The organism is Sorangium sp. So ce1153 (genome assembly GCF_051521595.1).
Lineage (GTDB): Bacteria > Myxococcota_A > Polyangia > Polyangiales > Polyangiaceae > Sorangium.
Map to the genome: position 1 here is coordinate 10,491,380 of NZ_CP150361.1, position 18,262 is coordinate 10,509,641.

Here is an 18,262-nt window from a genome sequence, read left to right on the forward strand (position 1 = left end):
ATTACCCGCCTGACTGACGCGCCGGTCAGTCCCTCTTCGCCCTCGGGCGGCGGCGCGCCGGGCTCGGCCGCTCCGGCTGTTCGCGCACGGCGTGCCCTGTCGCGGGCGCGCGGGCGCGGCTCCCCTCCCCGCGCTCGCCGCGCTCGCCGCGCTCGCCTTCCGCTTCCGCGGGCGGCGCCGCGCGCCCGGCGTCCATCCGGAGGTAGCCGCGCCGCAGGAGGTCGTAGAGCGCCGTGACGATGCGCTCGCGCGGGCGGGCCTGCTCCTCGAGGGCGTTCTCGAACAGCACCTCCTTCAGCGCGCCGATCGTGAACGTCGCGTAGAGCTCCGTGTCCCCCGGCTCGATGATGCCGAGCCGCTGCCCGTCCGCGAGGCTCCGCTCCAGCAGCAGCTTCACCTCCTGGCGGAACGCGCGCAGCTCCTTGACGAACGCCGGATCGAGCCCCGCCGCGTGCGACAGGAGGATGCTCGTCAGCGCCGGATCGTCGAGCAGGACAGCCACGATCGCGCGGATGTTGTGCTTGACCTGCGCCTCCACGTCCGCCGACGGATCCACGCGCAGGATGGCGCCGCCGAGCCGCAAGAAGAGCCCGCGCACGAGCTCGCCGAACACCGAGCGCTTGTCGGGGAAGTAGAGGTAGAACGTCCCCTTCGCGACCTTCGCGAGCGCGACGATGTCATCGACCTTCGCCTCGTGATAGCCCTTCTCGGAGAACACGGTGCGCGCCGCGCGCAGGAGGGCTTGGCGGCGCTCGGACTTGTCCATGGGCCGGTCGCTTTACCATCACCGGCCCGTCACCTGGGGCTCGATGTCTCCCCCCGGGGCCGCGCGGGAACGCCGCGCGACAAGCTCCGGAAAAATCCTCGGTAGGCGTACGACACCCCGCACCGAGCGCGACGGCGGAACCGTGCGCGCCCGGAGCGCCCGGGAGCGCCCAGGACACAGATCCCGGCAAAACGGCGTTCCACGACGCCCGAGACGCACCGAATCATTTGATTTTCCGGGCATCCCGTTGTAGCCATCACGACTGACCAGCCAGTCAGTCGGACCGCTGGCGGCCGGCTACGGCGGTGGGAGGAGCCCCGATGGGAAGGCAGATCCAGGATCCGGTCGTGGTCGGCATCGACGTCGGATCGACGACGGTGAAGGCGGTCGTGCTCGATCCGCAGACGCTCGAGATTCTCTGGAGCGACTACCAGCGGCACCAGACGAAGCAGCCGGAGAAGGTGCTCGAGCTCCTCGAGGTCATCGAGGCGTCGTTCCCCGCGTCTCCCCGGGAGAGCTGGCGGGTGTTCATGACGGGCTCCGGCGCGGCGCCCCTCTGCCCCGGCCTCGGCGCCAAGTTCGTCCAGGAGGTGAACGCGGTCACGCTCGCCGTCGAGAACCTGCACCCCGACGTGGGCAGCGTCATCGAGCTCGGCGGGCAGGACGCGAAGATCATCATCTTCCAGCGGGACGAGAAGACCGGCGACAAGACCGCCGCCCCGTCGATGAACGACAAGTGCGCCTCCGGCACGGGCGCCACCATCGACAAGTGCATGATCAAGGTGGGCCTCCCGTCGTCCGACGTGGTGAAGATCCACTTCGACGACTCGAAGCTCCACCACGTCGCCGCGAAGTGCGGAGTCTTCGCCGAGACGGACATCGTGAACCTCGTGAAGAGCGGTATCCCCTCGACGGAGATCCTCTGCTCGCTCGCCGACGCGATCGTCCTCCAGAACCTGTCGGTGCTGACGCGCGGCTCGACGCTCAAGCACAAGGTCATCCTGCTCGGCGGCCCCAACACCTACCTCCCCTTCCTCCAGGAGTGCTGGCGCAAGCGCATCCCCGAGACCTGGGACGAGCGCGGCTATGCCTGGCCGAAGGACCGGCCGGTCGAGGAGACGATCTTCGTCCCCGAGAACGCGCAGTACTACGCGGCGTTCGGCGCCTGCGTGTACGGGCTCAAGGAGGCGCCGGAGGTCGGCCGCTACGCCGGCAAGGCGGGGCTCGTCGAGTACATGACGAACGGCAGGAAGGCGCGCCTCGGCGAGAGCGCGGGCCCGCCGCTCGTGAAGACGCGGGACGAGGTCGACGAGTTCCGCAAGCTCTACAGCATCCCGAGGTTCACGCCGATGAAGCTCGAGCCCGGCCAGGTGGTGCGCGGGGTCATCGGCCTCGACGGCGGCTCCACCTCGTCGAAGGCGGTCTTGATCGACGAGGACAGCAACATCGTCTGCAAGGCCTACCAGCTCTCGAAGGGCAACCCGATCCAGGACGCGAAGGAGCTCCTGGCCCAGCTCCGGCAGTACGTGGCCGACCAGGGCGCGACGCTCGAGGTGCTCGGGTTCGGCGGCACCGGCTACGCGGCCGACGTGCTCCAGGAGTGCATGCGGGCCGACGTCAACATCGTCGAGACCGTCGCGCACATGATGAGCGCGGTGAAGTTCTTCGGCGACGTCGACGTCATCTGCGACATCGGCGGACAGGACATCAAGGTCCTGTTCATGAAGAACGGCGACATCGCGAACTTCCGCCTCTCCAACTCGTGCTCTGCGGGCAACGGCATGTTGCTCCAGGCGATGGCCGACCAGTTCGGCCTCAAGGTGACCGAGTACGCCGACACGGCGTTCGGCGCCGAGCTCGCGCCGAAGTTCAGCTACGGCTGCGCCGTCTTCCTCGACACCGACCGGGTGAACTTCCAGAAGGAGGGCTTCTCGAAGGAGGAGCTGCTCGCCGGCCTCGCGCAGGTGCTGCCGAAGAACGTGTGGCAGTACGTCGTGCAGATCCCGCGGCTCGCGGCGCTCGGCACGCGCTACGTGCTCCAGGGCGGCACGCAGTACAACCTCGCGGCGGTCAAGGCGCAGGTCGACTACATCAAGGAGCGCGTCCCCGGCGCGGAGGTGTTCGTCCACCCGCACACGGGCGAGGCCGGCGCGCTCGGCGCCGCGTTCGAGACGCTCCGGGTCGTGAAGCGCCGGGGCCGCTCGACGTTCATCGGCATCGACGCGGCGATCGCGCTCGAATACACGACGAAGAACGACGAGGAGACGGTCTGCCACTTCTGCCCGAACGAGTGCAAGCGGACGTTCATCGACGCGAAGCGGCCTGACGGGACGACGAGCCGCTACATCTCGGGCTTCTCGTGCGAGAAGGGCACGGTCGAGAGCGAGCAGGCGATGCTCGCGCTCGTCGCCGAGCGGAAGAAGATCGCGAAGCAGTTCCCGAACCTCGTCGACTACGAGTCGAAGCTCGCCTTCCGGCACTTCTACGACACGGCGCCGCTGCCCGAGGAGGGAGCGCCGGTGAAGGACGTCGTCGTCAAGAAGGGCTTCCTCGGCATCCGCCGGGTGGAGACGACGCGCCCGTTCCGGCGGAGCGGCCCCGAGACGCGCGAGCGCCTCCGCCGCGTCCGCATCGGCATCCCGCGCGTCCTCAACATCTACTCGACGGGCCCGTATTACCGAGCCTACTTCGAGGCGCTCGGCATCCCCAAGCAGAACGTCGTCTTCAGCGACGCGACGAGCGAGGAGATGTGGGTCGAGGGCGGCAAGTACGGCTCCATCGACCCGTGCTTCCCCTCGAAGGTGGCGCAGGCCCACGTCCACAACCTCCTGTTCCACCACCACTCGGACGAGAAGAAGCTCCACTACATCTTCTTCCCCATCCTCACGCACGTGCCGAGCTTCGGCGAGGGCGTGATGGACAAGACGAGCTGCCCGATCGTCGCGGGCGTGCCGGACGTCATGAAGGCCGCGTTCACGAAGGAGGTCGACTTCTTCAAGACGCGCGGCATCGAGTACCTCGATCCGCCGCTCACGTTCTCCGAGATGACGCTGACGGCGCGCCGGATGTTCGAGACCTGGGGCCCGCGGCTCGGCATCACCGAGGACGAGAGCGACCACGCGCACCGCGAGGGGATGCGGGCGCTGTCGCAGTTCGAGCGCGACCTGCAGGACAAGGGGCGGGCGATCCTGGAGACGGTCGAGGCCGAGAACCGGGTCGCCATCCTGATGGTCGGGCGGCCGTACCACTCGGATCCGGGGCTCAACCACGGCATCCCGGAGGAGTTCCAGGTGCTCGGCTATCCGATCCTCTCGGTGCGGTCCATCCCGCGCGACATGGAGTACCTCGCGCGGTACTTCAAGGACGAGATCGCGAACGGCCAGCACCCGCTCGACATCAACGACGTCTGGCCCGAGAACTACTCGGCGAACAGCGCGCAGAAGGTCTGGGCGGTCAAGTTCGCCGCCCGCCACCCGAACGTCGTGCTGCTCGATCTGTCGAGCTTCAAGTGCGGCCATGACGCGCCGACCTACGGCATCATCGACAGCATCGTGAGCTCGAGCGCCACGCCGTACGCCGCGCTGCACGACATCGACGCGAACAAGCCGGGCGGCTCGATCAAGATCCGCGTGAAGACGTACGCGCACAGCCTCAAGCTGCACGAGGAGGCGCTCGAGGACGCGGCGAAGAAGAAGGCGCAGCTCGTCCAGCGCATCGACGAGAAGCGGCTCGAGCTGCTCCAGCTGAAGCGGGAGCAGCAGGCGGCGCGCAAGATCACCGATCCCTCGCTGGAGCGGGAGATCGCCGCGCTCGCCGAGCGGGTGCGGAGCTACGTCGCGCCGGTGTCGCCGCCCGACGCGCCGAAGACGGGGCTCGTGCAGCTGAAGAAGAAGCAGTCCGACGGGACCGTCGTCCCCTTGGAAGCGTGAATTACGGCCGAGGTCGAGGGGGGGACGGCGCGGCCGCCCCTTCCAGCATCCGAGCGAAGGGAAGCCACGCCATGGAACAGACGATCACGCAGAAGACGCGCCTTCCTCTGGTGGGCGACACGAGATCCAACAAGGCTGACATCGACATCGAGGCGGAGCTCAGGGCCTTCGAGGAGGCCGAGCGCGAGCGGCTCGGGATCAAGGCCGAGCGGCGACAGTGGGTCGACGGCATGCTCAAGCCGAAGATGACGAAGAAGGAGCGCGACAGCGTGACGCTCCTCATCAGCGGCCTCACCGCCGCGCAGGACTTCCTGTGCGAGGGCGCGCTGAAGGGCCTCGGCTACAACGTCCACTACTTCGGGATGAGCGACAACGCCGGGCTGCAGGCGGGCAAGGAGTTCGGCAACCGCGGCCAGTGCAACCCGACGTACTTCACCGTCGGCGGCCTGGTGAAGCACCTCATCGACCTGCGCGACAAGCAGGGGATCCCGACCGAGGACATCATCAAGAACTACGTGTTCCTGACCGCTGGCGCGTGCGGCCCCTGTCGGTTCGGCATGTACGTGACCGAGTACCGGAAGGCGCTCCGCGACGCCGGCTTCGACGGCTTCCGGGTGATGCTCTTCCAGCAGACGGGCGGCCTCTCGCAGGCGACGGGCGACGACGTCGGCCTCGAGATGAACCCTGCCTTCTTCATCGCGATCATCAAGGCGATCGTCTGCGGCGACACGCTGAACGCGCTCGGCTACCGCATCCGGCCTTACGAGGTCGAGCCCGGCGCGACGAACCGCGCGATGGAGAGCGCGAAGCGCATCCTCTACAAGGCCCTCTACGAGCAGACGAACGTCTTCCGGGCGCTCTACGAGGCGCGCAAGGAGTTCGAGGCCGTGCGGGTCGACAAGCTCCGTCCCAAGGCCAAGACGTCGATCATCGGCGAGTTCTGGGCGATGACGACCGAGGGCGACGGCAACTACGCCCTGCAGCGGTTCCTCGAGAGCGAGGGCGGCGAGAACGACATCCAGCTCACGACCGCGTGGCTCCTCTACAACATCTGGGAGTGCGCCCGCGACACCCGCGAGCGGCGCGACCTGCGCGGCGCCGACGAGGGCAATTACGGCCTCGCGGGCCTCGACGAGTTCGGCGTGGCGAAGCGCCTCGCGACGATGCGCCTCGCCGAGGGGGCGCTGCGCGTCGGCTTCCAGGCGTTCGCGCTGCCGCTCGGCCTGTTCGACTACCACCTTCCGGACATGGAGCTCGTGGCGGACGTGGCGAAGGACTACTACTCCAACGACCTCCGCGGCGGCGAGGGGCACATGGAGGTCGGCAAGCTCATCGTGAACGCCGTGAAGTCGAAGGCGCACGTCACGGTGAGCGTGAAGCCGTTCGGGTGCATGCCCTCGTCGGGCGTCTCCGACGGCGTCCAGTCGCTGATCACGTCGCGCTACCCCGGGACGATCTTCTGCGCGGTCGAGACGAGCGGCGACGGCGCGACGAACTTCTACTCCCGCATCCAGATGTACATGTTCAAGGCGCGCATCCTGGCCGAGCAGGAGCTCGCGCGCGCCTACGAGGAGGCTGGCGTCACCGAGGCCGAGGTGCGCGCCTTCCTCGAGAAGAACCCGAAGTACGCGAGCCCGCTCCACCACGCGCCGCACCGGGTCGCCGGGTCGGCCGCCAACCTCGTCTACGAGGTGGCGCCGCTCATCAAGCAGACGGCCGCCGAGCGCGCCGTGGTGAAGGCCAAGGCCGCGGCGGGGTCGCTCCGCGACGCGGTGAAGGCAGCGCCGGCCAAGGCGAAGGCGGCAAAGGAGTTCCTGACGGACCCCGAGACGCTCAGCCGGGCGCGCGAGGACGTCGCGCTTGTCCGCGACCTCCTCGCCGGCAAGGCCTCGGAGCGGTTCAGCCCGCTCGTGAAGCGCCTGGCGGGCAAGGCGTACTTCGAGAACAACCCCGAGGTGAGCCACACGGTTCACAGCGTGGAGCCGATCGCCGCGGAGTGAGGCGCGCGCCGGGCGGGCTCGCCCGGCGGCCTCCTCGCTCGCTCACGTCGCTCCGGCATCGCGAGCGGGGAGCGCATAAACCGCCAGGACGCCATCGGAAGAAGAGAGAAGAGCGGGAAAGAGAATTAACCGCCAAGACGCCAAGAACGCCAAGAAGAGAGATAATAATCTTTCCGCCCTCTTCTCGCCTTGGTGTCTTGGCGGCGCAATCCCTCTCTTCTTACGTCTCCTCTCATCTTGGCGCTCTTGGCGCCTTGGCGGTTCAATCCCTCTCTTCTTACGTCTCCTCTCATCTTGGCGCTCTTGGCGTCTTGGCGGTTCAATCTCCCTTTCTTCTCACGCACCGTTTCAAGCTCAGCCCGCCCCGGGCAGGAACCAGCCGACGGCGTCCCGCGCCATCTCCGCGGGCACCGTGTGCGGGCCCTCGAACTCCTGGTAGCGCAGGTCGTAGCCAGCGCGCTGGATGAGCGGCGCGAGGCGGCGGCTGCAGGGGTCGATCCGCAGCACCTGGTCCTGCGTGCCGTGCGAGATGAAGATGCGCGGGCGGCCGCGCTTCTCCGCGGGGGCCATGAAGCCCGGCGAGAAGGCGATCACGTGCGTGAACAGGTCGCCGTTGGTGAGCCCGAGCGACAGCGCATAGGAGGCCCCGTCGGAGAAGCCGCCGATGGCGAGCCGCCCCGGGTCGACCGCGGCGCTGCGGAACAGCTGGTGGAGCGCGCGGTCCAGAAACGCGACGTCGGCGCCGTACGCGTCGTCGGCGAGGATGTCCCAGGTCGCGTGGCGCGAGTCCGGCGCCAGCAGGAGCAGGCCTGCCCCGTCCGCCTGCTCCTTCAGGAGCGCGATGCCGTGGTGCGCGCTGCCCCCGGCCCCGTGCAGCAGGACCACGAGCGGCGCGGGGCGGTCCGCCCGGTACCCCGCGGGGACGTAGAGCAGCCCGTCGCGCCGCGGAGACAGCCCGAGCGGCGTCAGCCCGGCCTGGAGCTCGCCCTCGCGCTTCGCCTGCGGCCGCGCGCTCAGGCGCGAAGGGTCTTTCGTGTGGACGCCGGCGCTCATTCCTTGATCCTCCTCCCGAGGCCCGGACGGGCCCGCAGTCGCCTGACCTCGCCCGCATCCCAGCAGCCCCGTCAGAGCCCCAGCACTCCCCATGCCGAGCAGGCGCCGCCGCCCGAGCCGCGGCTTCAGCCCTGCCAGACCGCGACCGCCCCCGGCTCGCCGCCGGCTGTCCATGGGAGATGTCGATGTGCCGATACGTGGCCTCGGGCAACTCGAGATCCTCGTCGACATGGCCCTCGGCGCGCGGGCAGAAGCGCGGTGGGCGGGCGCTCGTGGCAAAACGCATCATGGGGAGGGTGCCTGTCACAGCGGGCCCAGGCGGGGGCGAGGCGCCGGGCGCGACGGACGGGCCGCGGCGCCGCGCGGCAGGCCGCTGGCGGGCGGCCCGGCTGCGGCATTTTCGCGGCGGATAGCGGGGGTCCACGCGGGTCGGGACGCGCGCGCGAAATTCTGCTAGACATCGCCCGCCATGACCGAACTGCGCTCGTTGTCCCCTGATGCTCTTGCCTCGCTCACCCGGGAGCTCGAGGCACGTTATGACGCCTTCGAAGCCCGCGGGCTCAAGCTCGACATGACGCGCGGGAAGCCGTCGTCCGAGCAGCTCGACCTCGCGAACGGCATGCTCCCCCTGCCCGACGCGAGCGATCTCACCGCCTCCGACGGCTCGGATACGCGCAACTACGGAGGCCTCGACGGCCTGCCGGAGATGAAGGCCATCTTCGCCGAGCTGCTCGAGGTGCCCGCGGCGCAGGTCATCGTGGGCGGGAACAGCAGCCTGACCATGATGCACGACGCGGTGGTCCGCGCGCTCGTCCACGGCGTGCCGGACGGGAACGGCGCCTGGTTGAAGCAGCCGAAGGTCAAGTTCCTCTGTCCGAGCCCCGGCTACGATCGTCACTTCGCGATCTGCGAGCACCACGGCATCGAGATGATCACCGTCGATCTGAACGACGCCGGGCCGGACATGGCTCAGGTCGAGCGGCTCGTCGCGGAGGACTCGGCCATCAAGGGCATGTGGTGCGTCCCGAAGTACAGCAACCCCACGGGCACCACCTACGCTCCCGAGGTCGTTCGCCGCCTCGCGAGCATGAAGACGGCGGCCGCGGATTTCCGCCTCTTCTGGGACAACGCCTACGCGGTCCACGACCTCTACGCCGAGGGCGACCGGCTCGCGGACATCGTGTCGGCGTGTCAGTCCGCGGGCAACGCCAACCGGCCGCTCGTCTTCGCCTCGACGTCGAAGATCTCGTTCGCCGGCAGCGGCATCGCGGCGATGGCGTCGAGCCCCGCGAACGTGGCGGACGCGAAGAAGCACCTCGGCATCCAGACCATCGGCCCGGACAAGGTGAACCAGCTGCGGCACGTGCGATTCTTCAAGGATTACAAGGGCTTGCTGAGCCACATGCAGCGGCACGCCGAGCTCCTGCGACCCAAGTTCGAGGCGGTGACGAGCATCTTCGAGCGCGAGCTCGGCGGCAAAGGCATCGCCACCTGGACCTCGCCGCGCGGCGGCTACTTCACCAGCCTCGACACCCTGGACGGCTGCGCCAAGGAGGTCGTGCGCCTGGCCAACAAGGCCGGCGTGAAGCTCACCGGCGCCGGCGCGACGTACCCCTACGGCCGTGATCCCCGCGATCGCAACATCCGGATCGCGCCTTCGCTGCCGCCGCTCGATCAGATCCGCGTCGCGATGGAAGTCGTCGCGGTCTGTGTTCAGCTCGCGAGCGTGCGCAAGCTCGCGGGCTGAATCGCCCTCAGCGGGCTGAATCGCCCTCACCCCGCCAGGCTGCATTGCGAGCGAAGGACCGCCGTGCCACGCTCGCCGCTCCCTCCCGGAGCGCCTCATCATGCAGCAACTCACCCCTGAAGGTCAGCGCAGAGTTTCCGAGCTGTCACAGCGCTATTTCGTCAGCACCGACGCGGTGATGACGCTGCTGCAAGCGCTCGTGAACGGTCAAGGAACGATGGCGCAGTTCTACCACCCCGAGCTTGGCGGCGGAGGGCAGTGGATGCAGGGCGGCATGACCATGATCGGCGACATGTTCAATAACGGCCTCAAGGCGAAGGTGGACGGCCTGTGCTCCGAGCTGTCCAGTCTCCTGGCCAGCCAGCCCTTCGCGCCTGCGCCTGCCAGCTATTCGTTCCAGGGGCAGGGTGGACAGCAGCAGCAGCAGGGCGGCGGCGGTGGCTTCGGCGGCTCGCCGGTCAGCCTTTTCGTGCCTTCGTCGGGGGGCGGCTCGGGCAGCTGGTGGCCCGGGGAGCTCGGGGTTCCGAGCTCCACCGGGTCGCAGAACAACATCCGGTATGCCTATTTCCCCGGCGCGCGTCGCCTGGCCGTCGACGTCAACGGGCGAGTCAGCGTCTACGACACGCTGGATCACCAGATCGGCGGCGTGTCGCAGCAGCAAGGGTCGGGGTCGTCGGTCACGTTCACCAGCCAGTACGGCGTCGTGAGCGTGCTCAACCTGCCGATCATCTCCGGCGACGCCGCCGTGCAACAGGCGCCGAGCGCCGCGCCTGCTCCGGCGCCGGCGCAGGCCGTCGACGCGCTCCCGCGCTCCTCTTCAGCTCAGGAGTCGGACATCTTCGCTGCCATCGAGCGGCTCGCCGACCTGCGGCAAAAGGGGATCCTCAGCGAGCAGGAGTTTGCCGCGAAGAAGACGGATCTCCTGAGCAGGCTCTGAGCGCGGGGGCGTCCTGGCGCCTTCTCTCGATCTCGCCGACCGGCGAGACCGCAGCTCCGCAGAACGTGCTCCCCTGAGTCCCTCACCCCTCAGGGGCCATGGCACACAGCTTCGATGTTGTGCCCGTCGGGATCGAGCACGAAGGCCCCGTAATACCCCGGGTGATACTGCGGCCGGAGCCCCGGCGGCCCGTTGTCGACGCCGCCGGCCGCGAGGGCGGCCTTGTAAAAGGCGTCGACGTCGGCGCGCGTCTTCGCGACGAACGCGACATGCAGCCTGCCCTGCACGGCGCCGCCCGTGCCGATCCAGAACTGCGGGTTCCCTTCGGGCCCCAGACCGGCATGGCTGCCCGCGCCCCCGGTCATCTCGGGCGTGACCTCCATCACGAGCCCGTAACCAAGGGGGGCCAGGGCCGCCAGGTAGAAGGCCTTGCTCCGCGCGAAATCTGAAACCGGAAAGCCGATGTGGTCGAGCATATGCGCGCCATCATCGCTCGGTCCGTCGCGCGCCGATCGAAGAAATGGCGCGGCGTCCCCGGCGCTCCGCCGGCCGGCGCGACGCGCTGTCTGCCTACCGCGCCGCCGAGCGCGCGTTCTCGCGCTCGATCCGGCGGAGGACCTCGTCGAGCGCTTCCTGGGTGATGAGGCCCACGTGCCGGAACGCCTCCCTCCCGTCGGCGTCGAGGATGACGACGCTCGGCACGTGGTGCAGCCCGGCAAAGGGCCCCTCTCCGGCGATCGTCGGGGCGTCCGCGAGCGCCACCGGGTACGGGAGCTTGAGCGCGGCGACGAACGCCTCGACCAGCGGACGGTTCTCGCTCGCCTCGAGGACGAGGAGCGCCGCGTTGATGCGCGGCGTGTGATCGCGGAAGAGCCCCGCGAGGAACCGCGCCTCCGCCTGCGACGCCACGTCGTACGTCGCGACGAAGCCGATCACGCTGAGCCTGCCCGCCAGCGAGGCGGTGGAGAGCTCGCGGCCGTCGAGCGTCTCGTACGAGAAGGTCAGCGCCGGTCCGCGCGCCGGGCTCGCCGCGGCGGCCGGCGGTCCTGCCACGGGCTCCCGGACCGCGTCGCCGCTGCCACCGCAGCCGATCGCGAGCAGCAGCAGCGGCAAGCAGACCGGCGCGAGCGGCCTCATGGCAGCGGATCCCCCTCCAGCTGCGCGTCGAAGAGATCGGCGCAGAGCTGCAGCGACGGCGGGAGCTCGGCGCCCTTGCGCTGCTGCGCGAGGATGGCGTGGCACAGCTCCTCGATGACCAGCTTGATCGGCGTGGCCTCGAGCTGCGCGCCGTCGAGCAGCATCCCGGGGCCGGGCGCCTCCTCCGCGCGGACGATCGGATCGTGCCGGGCCCACGCGATGCCGTCCTCGGGGAGGTAGCGGCACCAGAGCACCCGCACGAAGCGGAGATAGAGCGGCGTCACCAGCGCCACCACCCGGTCGCCCCCCGCGGCGATGCCGCGCAGCGCGAACCCGCCCGCCGGACCCGACGCGCGCTCCCCCGCCCCGATCGCCTCCTCGATCCGCTCGCGGCGCGCGGCGTCGCTCTCGACCGACAGGAGCGGCGCGTAGATCGCGACCGGCGGGACCTGCAGCTTGGGCGCGTCCTCGGCGAGCACGTCGAGCCACGCCTCGCGCGCCTCGGGGCCGAGCTCCCCGTACACGTGCGCCGCGGCGATCGCGGCCTCGGCGTCGGTCGCGAGCGCGGCGAGCCACTCCCTCCACGCGGCGAGGATGCGCGGGTCGAGGAGCGCGCCCGTGGGCGCAGGCAGGCCCGGGGCCGCGCCGTCGTGGACGGCGGCGTCCAGCGCGGAGTCCTGGGTGAGATCGACCGAGCTGGGGTCGCGGCGCTCCGTCATGCCTCCCTCAGCGTGGCGCGCCGCGGCGCCGCAACCCGACGTCTCGCTCCAGATCGAGCAGGAGCTCGGCGAACTCGTCACCCCGGCCAAGCGGCGCCGCGAGGGTGAGCTCCCCGCCGCGATCCCCGAGCAGGAGCGCGACGCCGTCGCTCGCCTCGACGATGCCCTTCACGAACACGACATCCGCTGGATGAACCACGACGTCTTGCACCAGCATCCCGGCGCTCGCCTCCGCAATCGAGAGAGGGCCGCGAGCAGGCCCGAGCGCCCCCGTGGACGCCGCCGATGGCTGCTCGCCGGCCGGAGGCGCGGAGGCGACTTGCCTGGAATTGCTGTCGCGCCGGCGCATTGGAGGGCGGAGCTAAGCACCGCTCGCCGGAGGGATCCAGCGGGCACGCCGGCCGGGGATGACCGGGTCCCGCGCCGCGTCAAGAGTCCGCGTTCGTCCCTCGATCCGCGGCCCCCGAGCCGCTCTCGAGGATGCCGAAGCGCTTCGCGAGATCGTCGGGCCGCTCACCTTCGAGGGCGCGGAGCTCGGAGGCGCGCTCGATCGGCACGACCACGAAGCGCCACGGGAGCGCCGCGAGATCGGTCCCCTCGATGCACCGGGCGACGTGCGCCGCGTTGAGGGCCGCGCTGATCGTCGTCTCGAGGAGGCCCTCGTAGAAGGCGGACAGCTCGACCGACCCCGACTCGACCGGGGGCCGCACGAAGCAGGCGACGCGCGGCGGGTGCGCGCAGAAGTCCGCGGCGAGCCTCCCCATCCCGAGCTCGGCGAGCGCCTGGTCGAGCGCGCCCACGGCGAGCAGCACCGGCGCCTTGTCGAGCGCTTTCGCGCCCGCCTCGACCACGGTGTGCTCCGCGACGCCCGCGATCTTGCGGCCGACGCCCCGGCCGAGCTCGCGCGCGGCGCCGTGGCCCACGCGCGCGAGCAGCGCGGCGACCTGATCCCACGCGAGCGGGAACATGGCGCCGAGCGGACCGTTGAGCCGGCCGCGCTCGCGCTCGTGGCGGATCGTCGCCGGGCGCTCGTGCTCGCCCTGCTCGAGCGGCATGCGGTGCACGGTCATGAACACGCGGTTGACCGGCGCGCGCGCGAACTGGACATGGACGTCCTGCGCCCCGTGCAGGAAGTGGAAGCGGAACGCGAACCTGTCGGTCGCGCCCGGCGGCTGCTGCGCGAGCGCGCGGAACCGGCCGTAGAACGCCTCGACCCGGGTGCAGGGGGCGATCTCCTGGAAGAAGTTCCTGCCGACGACCCGCTCCGACGGGAGGCGGCTCATGCGCTGCTCGTAGCGGTTGTAGAGCAGCACGACGCCGTCCTCGTCCAGCATGATGAAGCCGTACGGCAGGTCGTCGACCTCGTCGGAGGTCATCTCGGCGAGGCGCTCCACGCTGACGGGGAGAGACTCCGCGAGGCTCTCCGGCGCCTCGTCCATCGTCGACATCTGGTTCATCGCTCGACTCCTTCAAACAAGACGCTCGCCCAGCCGACCTGCTCGACGAGGCGCGTGAGCCCACCAAGGACCTCCCGGATGCGACGGCGCTGGAAGCGCGACGGGACCTTCTCCGCGGCGGCGTCGAAGAAGGCGACGATCCAGGCGGCGACCGCCTGCGGGATCGCCGAGCGGGCGCGATCGATCTGCGCGACAGAGACGAGCGCGTCGCCGCTGATGGCGAACGCGTCGAGCGCGCTGTGGTGCTCGCGCGCCGTGATCCAGGACGACGCGAGCAGGCGGGACGTCATCGGGGGCCCGAGCCACGCGCGCGCATAGGCGGCGCAGGCGTTCACCACCGCGGCGGCGAGGGCCACGTCGGCCGCGTCGTCGACGGGGAACGCCGGGGGGCGCTGGCTCTCGCGCTCGCCGCGCTGCGCGCCGCCCGCCTCGCTCGCGATGACCTCGAAGCTGGCGCCCTGCCAGGCGCCGAGCGACGCGAGCGCGTCGGTCCAGTGCTCCGAGGGCCTCACGCCGTCCGCGCGGGCGTGGATGGGCCGCCCGGCGTCCACCGTCACCTCGGCGCGGAGCGCGCCGGCGCGCACGCGGATGAAGCAAGTGCGGCTGCGCGACGCGAGCGAGGCGAGGAGCCCGTCGAGCCCCACGTCGTCGAGCTCGCCACGCAGGATGACGCGGCTCCGCTGCCGCTCGGCCTGCGCCGCGAGCCGCTGGACCTGCGCGGCGATCACCGAGCTCGGGACGTCGTCCGCGAGCGCCCCCGAGAGCTCCGCCATCGCGAAGATCGCGCGCGACGAGCTGACGCCGATCACGGGCGGCGGGCCGTCGAGCACCGCGCGCAGCGAGCGGGCGATGTCCAGGAGCGCCGCCGGGCTCTGCGCGCAGGCGACGGCCGCGTCGACCCGCAGCGCGTCCGGCGGCGGGCGGTTCGGCGCGATCTCGCAGGTGACTACCCGCATGCGGGCCTCGCGGAGCGCGGCCGCGACGCGATGGGCAAAGGGCGTTGCCGGCGCGGAGGAGACGACGATGTCGAACATAGCGTAATCGACTCTATGGCCATGAACACCCTCCGTCAAACTGCATCCACAAACATTATACGTACAGCAGGCTCCGGAATGACATGAAATCGTCCGGAAACTCATGTAGTTGAATCCAAATTTATGTAAATTTTATTACAATACTGGGCGCGAAGCTCCTACACCTGACAGAGGTTAGACAAACCTGGCGTGACCCGGGCCCCTCCGGGCGAGGCCGCCGGCGCGCGGCGGCCTCCTGGGCGGGGCCGGGCGGGGTGAGGCCGCGGCCGGCCTCGGCCGTCGGGCGCTGGAGGGGAGCGGCGCGCCGGCGCGGGGCGCCGCGCGGGGCGAAAGCGCCGCGAGGGGCGCTACACTCCCGCCGATGTCAGCCTCACGAGCCTGCAGAGAGCGAGACGCGGAGCGCCGCGAGACGTGCCCGGCACCGCAGCCGAAGACCGCCGTCGACGATGACGAGATCGAGCGCGAGCACGACGAGCACGACGACAAGCTGGTCGACCTGCCGCCGCTCGGACACGACGAGGAAGACGAAGGCGAGGAGACCTTCGAGGAGCTGCTGCAGACGCTCGACGAGGCGGAGGGCGGGCTCGACGACGTGAACGCGAGCGACCTCGAGGTAGGCGTCGAGCTCGTCGAGGACAGCGCCGGGGCCGGGGAGGACGAGGCCGCGGAGGAGGGCGTCGACGTCGGGGCGCTCCACGAGGGGATCGCGGACGCCGAGGCGGGCTCGTGGCTGTCCGACGAGGCGCCCGGCCACGACGATGACGAGCACGACGACCTCGACGAGCACGGCGGGGCGCACGGCGACGACGGCGGCGCCGAAGGGACAGGGGAGGATCCGTCGGAGGACGTGGACGAGGACGAGCTGCCGGCGCTCGACGCCGATCAGGACGGCGCCTACGAGGGCGAGGATCTGCTCGCGGAGCTGCCCGATCTCGCGGACGACCAGGCGCCTGTCTGGGACGCGCTGCCGTGGGTCGTCGTCGAGGACGCCGGCGCCGCCGTGCCGTGCAGCACGCTCGCGGTGGCCGGCGGCTACGTCGTCGCCGGAGGCGCGGAGCCGGCGCCGACCGGCGAGCCCGCCGCGCGCCCGGGAGGCCGCGCGCGGCGCGCGGACCGGACGGCCGGCGATCGCGGGACCGTGCTCGTCGTCGACGCGGGGGCGCTGACCGCGCGGCGCGCCGGCGTCGACGCGTCGGCGTCGTCGATCGCGCTGTCGGACGCCGCGTTGCTCATCGCCACGCGCCGAGGCAACCTGCTCCTCAGCGACGACCGGGGGAAGACCGCGAGCCCGCTGGGCGCATGGGGGTCGGGCGGCGCGCCGGTGACGCTCGCGACGACGCCGGGGCGGCTCTGGGTGCTCTGCGGCAAGACGCTGTGGTCGCCCGCGGCGGGCGCGGTGGTCGTGCCGCCGGAGACGGGCTCCGCGGTGACGCCAGGGTCGTCGCGCCGCGACAGCGCGCCCGCGCCGTCGCGGGGCGCGCTGTCGCTGTCGCTCGGGCCGGCGCTGCGGGACGGCGTGCTCCGGATGAGCGCGAGCGAGGGGGTGATCGTGGCGCTCGCGAGCACGCCGGCGGGCCCGCAGCTCGAGCGGCTCCGCGGCGACGACGAGGGCTCGCCGGTGGTGCCGCTGTCCGGCGCGGCGCGGCGCGCCGCGGAGGCCGACGACGTGCGGCTGGCGGCGGCGGCCGGGGGCCGATCGATCGCGCTCGCCGGCGCCGGGTTGCTCTGCGTGTCGCGCGACGGGGGCGAGACCTTCCGCGTGATCGAGGGGCTCCCGCTGGTCATCGCGCTCGCCTTCGCGGGCGATCACCGGGGGTCGCCGCTGCTCGCGCTGGTCGCCCGCGAGGGCGAACGCCGGGCGCAGCTGGTCCACGTGCCGTCGAACGCGGGGCCGACGCTGGTCGCCGACATCGAGGCGACGGCGCTCGGCGCGATCGAGGAGGGGGGCGCGTCGATCCCGCGGGCGGCGATCGCGTGGGACGCGTCGCGCGAGGTCGCGTGGGTGGCCTGCTCGGCAGGGCTCATCGCGCTGACGCGGCAGCGCAAGCACTGACCGAACCAGGAGCGCGCGGGGCGTCCGCGGAGGTCTCGCCGAGACGCCCGGCCCAGGGAGAGGGCGCTCGCCGCGCGGGGTGCGGGCGCCGGTCAGGAGCCGACGAACGACGCGTGGAGCAGGCGCTGCGCGGGGGCTGACTCGGCGGCGTCGACGAGCGCGCCGAGGCGCAGCGGGCCCGCGACGGTGAAGCGGGGGGCGATGCCGGCCTGCTGCAGGACCTCCGCGAAGCGGGCGAGCGGCTCCGCCGTGGCGGTGAGGCCGTCGCCGACGACGCTGACGGACGCGAGGCCCTCGACGAGCTCGAGCGACGGCAGCAGCGCGGCGAGCTGGCGCCTCGCCCCCTGCCAGTCGGGCACGTTGAGGAGCGGGATCGCGAACGCGCCGCCGCCAGGGCCGAAGGAGAGATCCCGGAAGCTCACCCCGAGCTCGCTCGCCGCGCGGAGGAGCGCGTCGAGCCGGAGCCCGGCAGGGGCGCGCGCGAGGACGACGTTGCCCTCGGCGACGATCGCGCGCGCGGCGATCGTCGAGGACGCGGCGCCGGGCGCGAAGCGGCGCACCACCGTCTCCCGCGCGCCGGGGGCGGGGTCGAAGGTCGACCGCGCGTAGAGGGCCACGCCGGAGCGCCGCGCCCACTCGACCGCCTGCGCGCAGACCACCTTCGCGCCGCACTCGGCCATCTCCTGGAGGACCGCGCAGTCGAGCTCGGGCAGGTGGCGCGCGTCCGGGACGACCCGGGGGTCGGCGGAGTACACGCCGTCGATGTCGCTGTAGATCTCGCAGCGCTCGGCGCTGAGCGCCGCCGCGAGCGCCACGGCGGTAGTGTCGGAGCCTCCGCGCCCGAGCGTCGTGATCTCGCGGCGGTAGCTCATGCCCTGGTAGCCGGCGACGATCACGATGCGTCCGCGGGCGAGCTCGTCCTCGATGCGGAACGGGCGGACCTCGATGATCCGCGCGTCGAAGTGGCGATCGTTCGTGAGGATGCCGGACTGCGAGCCCGTGAACGAGATCGCCTCGAAGCCGCGAGACTGGATGGCGATGGAGAGGAGCGCCATCGAGACGCGCTCGCCCGTCGAGAGCAGCATGTCGAGCTCGCGCCGGGGCGGGTCGGCCCGATCGCCCGCCGCCTGACGGGCGAGGGCGAGCAGGCCGTCGGTGGTCTTGCCCATCGCGCTGACCACGACGACGACGTCATTGCCGGCGCGCCTCGCGGCGACGACACGGTCGGCGACCTTGCCGATCCGGTCGACGTCGGCGACGGACGAGCCGCCATACTTCTGCACGATGATCGGGCGGCCCGCCCTCGCGGGCGAGGCGCCCGGCTCGCACGGCGAGCTCCCAGGCTGGACGCGGTTCGGCGGCTCCTCGGCCATGCTGCACCTCCAAGAGCTGCGCGCGCTGCGCAGGAGATCCGGCTATCACGGGCGCCG

General features: G+C 71.2%; 14 protein-coding genes. 5 read left to right on the top strand and 9 right to left on the bottom strand.

The window, feature by feature from the left end; all coding sequences use genetic code 11:
- Positions 1-25 precede the first annotated feature (25 nt).
- Positions 26-766, bottom strand: coding sequence for a TetR/AcrR family transcriptional regulator (locus WME85_RS37875; RefSeq protein WP_437827986.1), 741 nt, complete (start codon positions 764-766; stop codon positions 26-28).
- Between the two features lie 320 nt (positions 767-1,086).
- Here WME85_RS37875 and WME85_RS37880 point away from each other — a divergent pair, with 320 nt between their 5' ends.
- Positions 1,087-4,695, top strand: coding sequence for a BadF/BadG/BcrA/BcrD ATPase family protein (locus WME85_RS37880; RefSeq protein WP_437827988.1), 3,609 nt, complete (start codon positions 1,087-1,089; stop codon positions 4,693-4,695).
- A gap of 71 nt (positions 4,696-4,766) precedes the next feature.
- The gene (locus WME85_RS37885; RefSeq protein ID WP_437827991.1) at positions 4,767-6,695 is read left to right on the top strand and encodes a 2-hydroxyglutaryl-CoA dehydratase; all 1,929 of its coding nucleotides are present in this window, start codon (positions 4,767-4,769) and stop codon (positions 6,693-6,695) included.
- A gap of 354 nt (positions 6,696-7,049) precedes the next feature.
- Here the strand turns inward: WME85_RS37885 and WME85_RS37890 are convergent, their stop codons facing one another.
- The gene (locus tag WME85_RS37890) at positions 7,050-7,748 is read right to left on the bottom strand and encodes an alpha/beta hydrolase (protein ID WP_437827994.1); all 699 of its coding nucleotides are present in this window, start codon (positions 7,746-7,748) and stop codon (positions 7,050-7,052) included.
- Positions 7,749-8,217: 469 nt separating this feature from the next.
- Between WME85_RS37890 and WME85_RS37895 the strand changes: the two genes are divergently transcribed.
- Both WME85_RS37895 and WME85_RS37900 read left to right on the top strand, forming a co-directional pair.
- Positions 8,218-9,495 (top strand): aminotransferase class I/II-fold pyridoxal phosphate-dependent enzyme, encoded by a 1,278-nt coding sequence (locus tag WME85_RS37895; RefSeq protein WP_437827997.1) that lies wholly within the window; start codon positions 8,218-8,220, stop codon positions 9,493-9,495.
- Positions 9,496-9,595: 100 nt separating this feature from the next.
- Positions 9,596-10,432, top strand: a complete 837-nt coding sequence (locus tag WME85_RS37900) for an SHOCT domain-containing protein (protein ID WP_437828000.1) — start codon at positions 9,596-9,598, stop codon at positions 10,430-10,432.
- Between the two features lie 89 nt (positions 10,433-10,521).
- Here the strand turns inward: WME85_RS37900 and WME85_RS37905 are convergent, their stop codons facing one another.
- From WME85_RS37905 to WME85_RS37930, 6 genes are all read right to left on the bottom strand, one after another.
- Entirely contained in the window at positions 10,522-10,908 is a 387-nt protein-coding gene (locus WME85_RS37905; RefSeq protein ID WP_437828002.1) for a VOC family protein, read from the bottom strand.
- 94 nt (positions 10,909-11,002) lie between these two features.
- Positions 11,003-11,569 (bottom strand): TlpA family protein disulfide reductase, encoded by a 567-nt coding sequence (locus WME85_RS37910; RefSeq protein WP_437828005.1) that lies wholly within the window; start codon positions 11,567-11,569, stop codon positions 11,003-11,005.
- A complete protein-coding gene (locus WME85_RS37915; RefSeq protein WP_437828007.1) occupies positions 11,566-12,288 on the bottom strand; it encodes a hypothetical protein in 723 nt (240 codons plus the stop codon). The genes WME85_RS37910 and WME85_RS37915 overlap by 4 nt, the downstream gene beginning before the upstream one ends.
- Positions 12,289-12,295: 7 nt before the next feature.
- Complete coding sequence (locus tag WME85_RS37920) at positions 12,296-12,505, bottom strand: hypothetical protein (protein ID WP_437303963.1); 210 nt, start codon at positions 12,503-12,505, stop codon at positions 12,296-12,298.
- Between the two features lie 211 nt (positions 12,506-12,716).
- Positions 12,717-13,745 (bottom strand): PAS domain-containing protein, encoded by a 1,029-nt coding sequence (locus WME85_RS37925; protein WP_437828010.1) that lies wholly within the window; start codon positions 13,743-13,745, stop codon positions 12,717-12,719.
- On the bottom strand, positions 13,742-14,779 hold the full coding sequence (locus tag WME85_RS37930) for a DUF4388 domain-containing protein (protein ID WP_437828012.1): 1,038 nt from the start codon (positions 14,777-14,779) through the stop codon (positions 13,742-13,744). The genes WME85_RS37925 and WME85_RS37930 overlap by 4 nt, the downstream gene beginning before the upstream one ends.
- Positions 14,780-15,140: 361 nt before the next feature.
- Between WME85_RS37930 and WME85_RS37935 the strand changes: the two genes are divergently transcribed.
- On the top strand, positions 15,141-16,832 hold the full coding sequence (locus tag WME85_RS37935; protein ID WP_437828014.1) for a hypothetical protein: 1,692 nt from the start codon (positions 15,141-15,143) through the stop codon (positions 16,830-16,832).
- A 92-nt stretch (positions 16,833-16,924) separates the two neighbouring features.
- Here the strand turns inward: WME85_RS37935 and WME85_RS37940 are convergent, their stop codons facing one another.
- Entirely contained in the window at positions 16,925-18,205 is a 1,281-nt protein-coding gene (locus tag WME85_RS37940; RefSeq protein WP_437828016.1) for an aspartate kinase, read from the bottom strand.
- Positions 18,206-18,262 lie beyond the last annotated feature (57 nt).

What these genes read in the sequence shown, in the direction of transcription:
- WME85_RS37875 (WP_437827986.1), bottom strand. Translation starts at nt 766, where the DNA reads ATGGACAAGTCCGAGCGCCGCCAAGCCCTCCTGCGCGCGGCGCGCACC.
- WME85_RS37880 (WP_437827988.1), top strand. Translation starts at nt 1,087, where the DNA reads ATGGGAAGGCAGATCCAGGATCCGGTCGTGGTCGGCATCGACGTCGGA.
- WME85_RS37885 (WP_437827991.1), top strand. Translation starts at nt 4,767, where the DNA reads ATGGAACAGACGATCACGCAGAAGACGCGCCTTCCTCTGGTGGGCGAC.
- WME85_RS37890 (WP_437827994.1), bottom strand. Translation starts at nt 7,748, where the DNA reads ATGAGCGCCGGCGTCCACACGAAAGACCCTTCGCGCCTGAGCGCGCGG.
- WME85_RS37895 (WP_437827997.1), top strand. Translation starts at nt 8,218, where the DNA reads ATGACCGAACTGCGCTCGTTGTCCCCTGATGCTCTTGCCTCGCTCACC.
- WME85_RS37900 (WP_437828000.1), top strand. Translation starts at nt 9,596, where the DNA reads ATGCAGCAACTCACCCCTGAAGGTCAGCGCAGAGTTTCCGAGCTGTCA.
- WME85_RS37905 (WP_437828002.1), bottom strand. Translation starts at nt 10,908, where the DNA reads ATGCTCGACCACATCGGCTTTCCGGTTTCAGATTTCGCGCGGAGCAAG.
- WME85_RS37910 (WP_437828005.1), bottom strand. Translation starts at nt 11,569, where the DNA reads ATGAGGCCGCTCGCGCCGGTCTGCTTGCCGCTGCTGCTGCTCGCGATC.
- WME85_RS37915 (WP_437828007.1), bottom strand. Translation starts at nt 12,288, where the DNA reads ATGACGGAGCGCCGCGACCCCAGCTCGGTCGATCTCACCCAGGACTCC.
- WME85_RS37920 (WP_437303963.1), bottom strand. Translation starts at nt 12,505, where the DNA reads ATGCTGGTGCAAGACGTCGTGGTTCATCCAGCGGATGTCGTGTTCGTG.
- WME85_RS37925 (WP_437828010.1), bottom strand. Translation starts at nt 13,745, where the DNA reads ATGAACCAGATGTCGACGATGGACGAGGCGCCGGAGAGCCTCGCGGAG.
- WME85_RS37930 (WP_437828012.1), bottom strand. Translation starts at nt 14,779, where the DNA reads ATGTTCGACATCGTCGTCTCCTCCGCGCCGGCAACGCCCTTTGCCCAT.
- WME85_RS37935 (WP_437828014.1), top strand. Translation starts at nt 15,141, where the DNA reads ATGTCAGCCTCACGAGCCTGCAGAGAGCGAGACGCGGAGCGCCGCGAG.
- WME85_RS37940 (WP_437828016.1), bottom strand. Translation starts at nt 18,205, where the DNA reads ATGGCCGAGGAGCCGCCGAACCGCGTCCAGCCTGGGAGCTCGCCGTGC.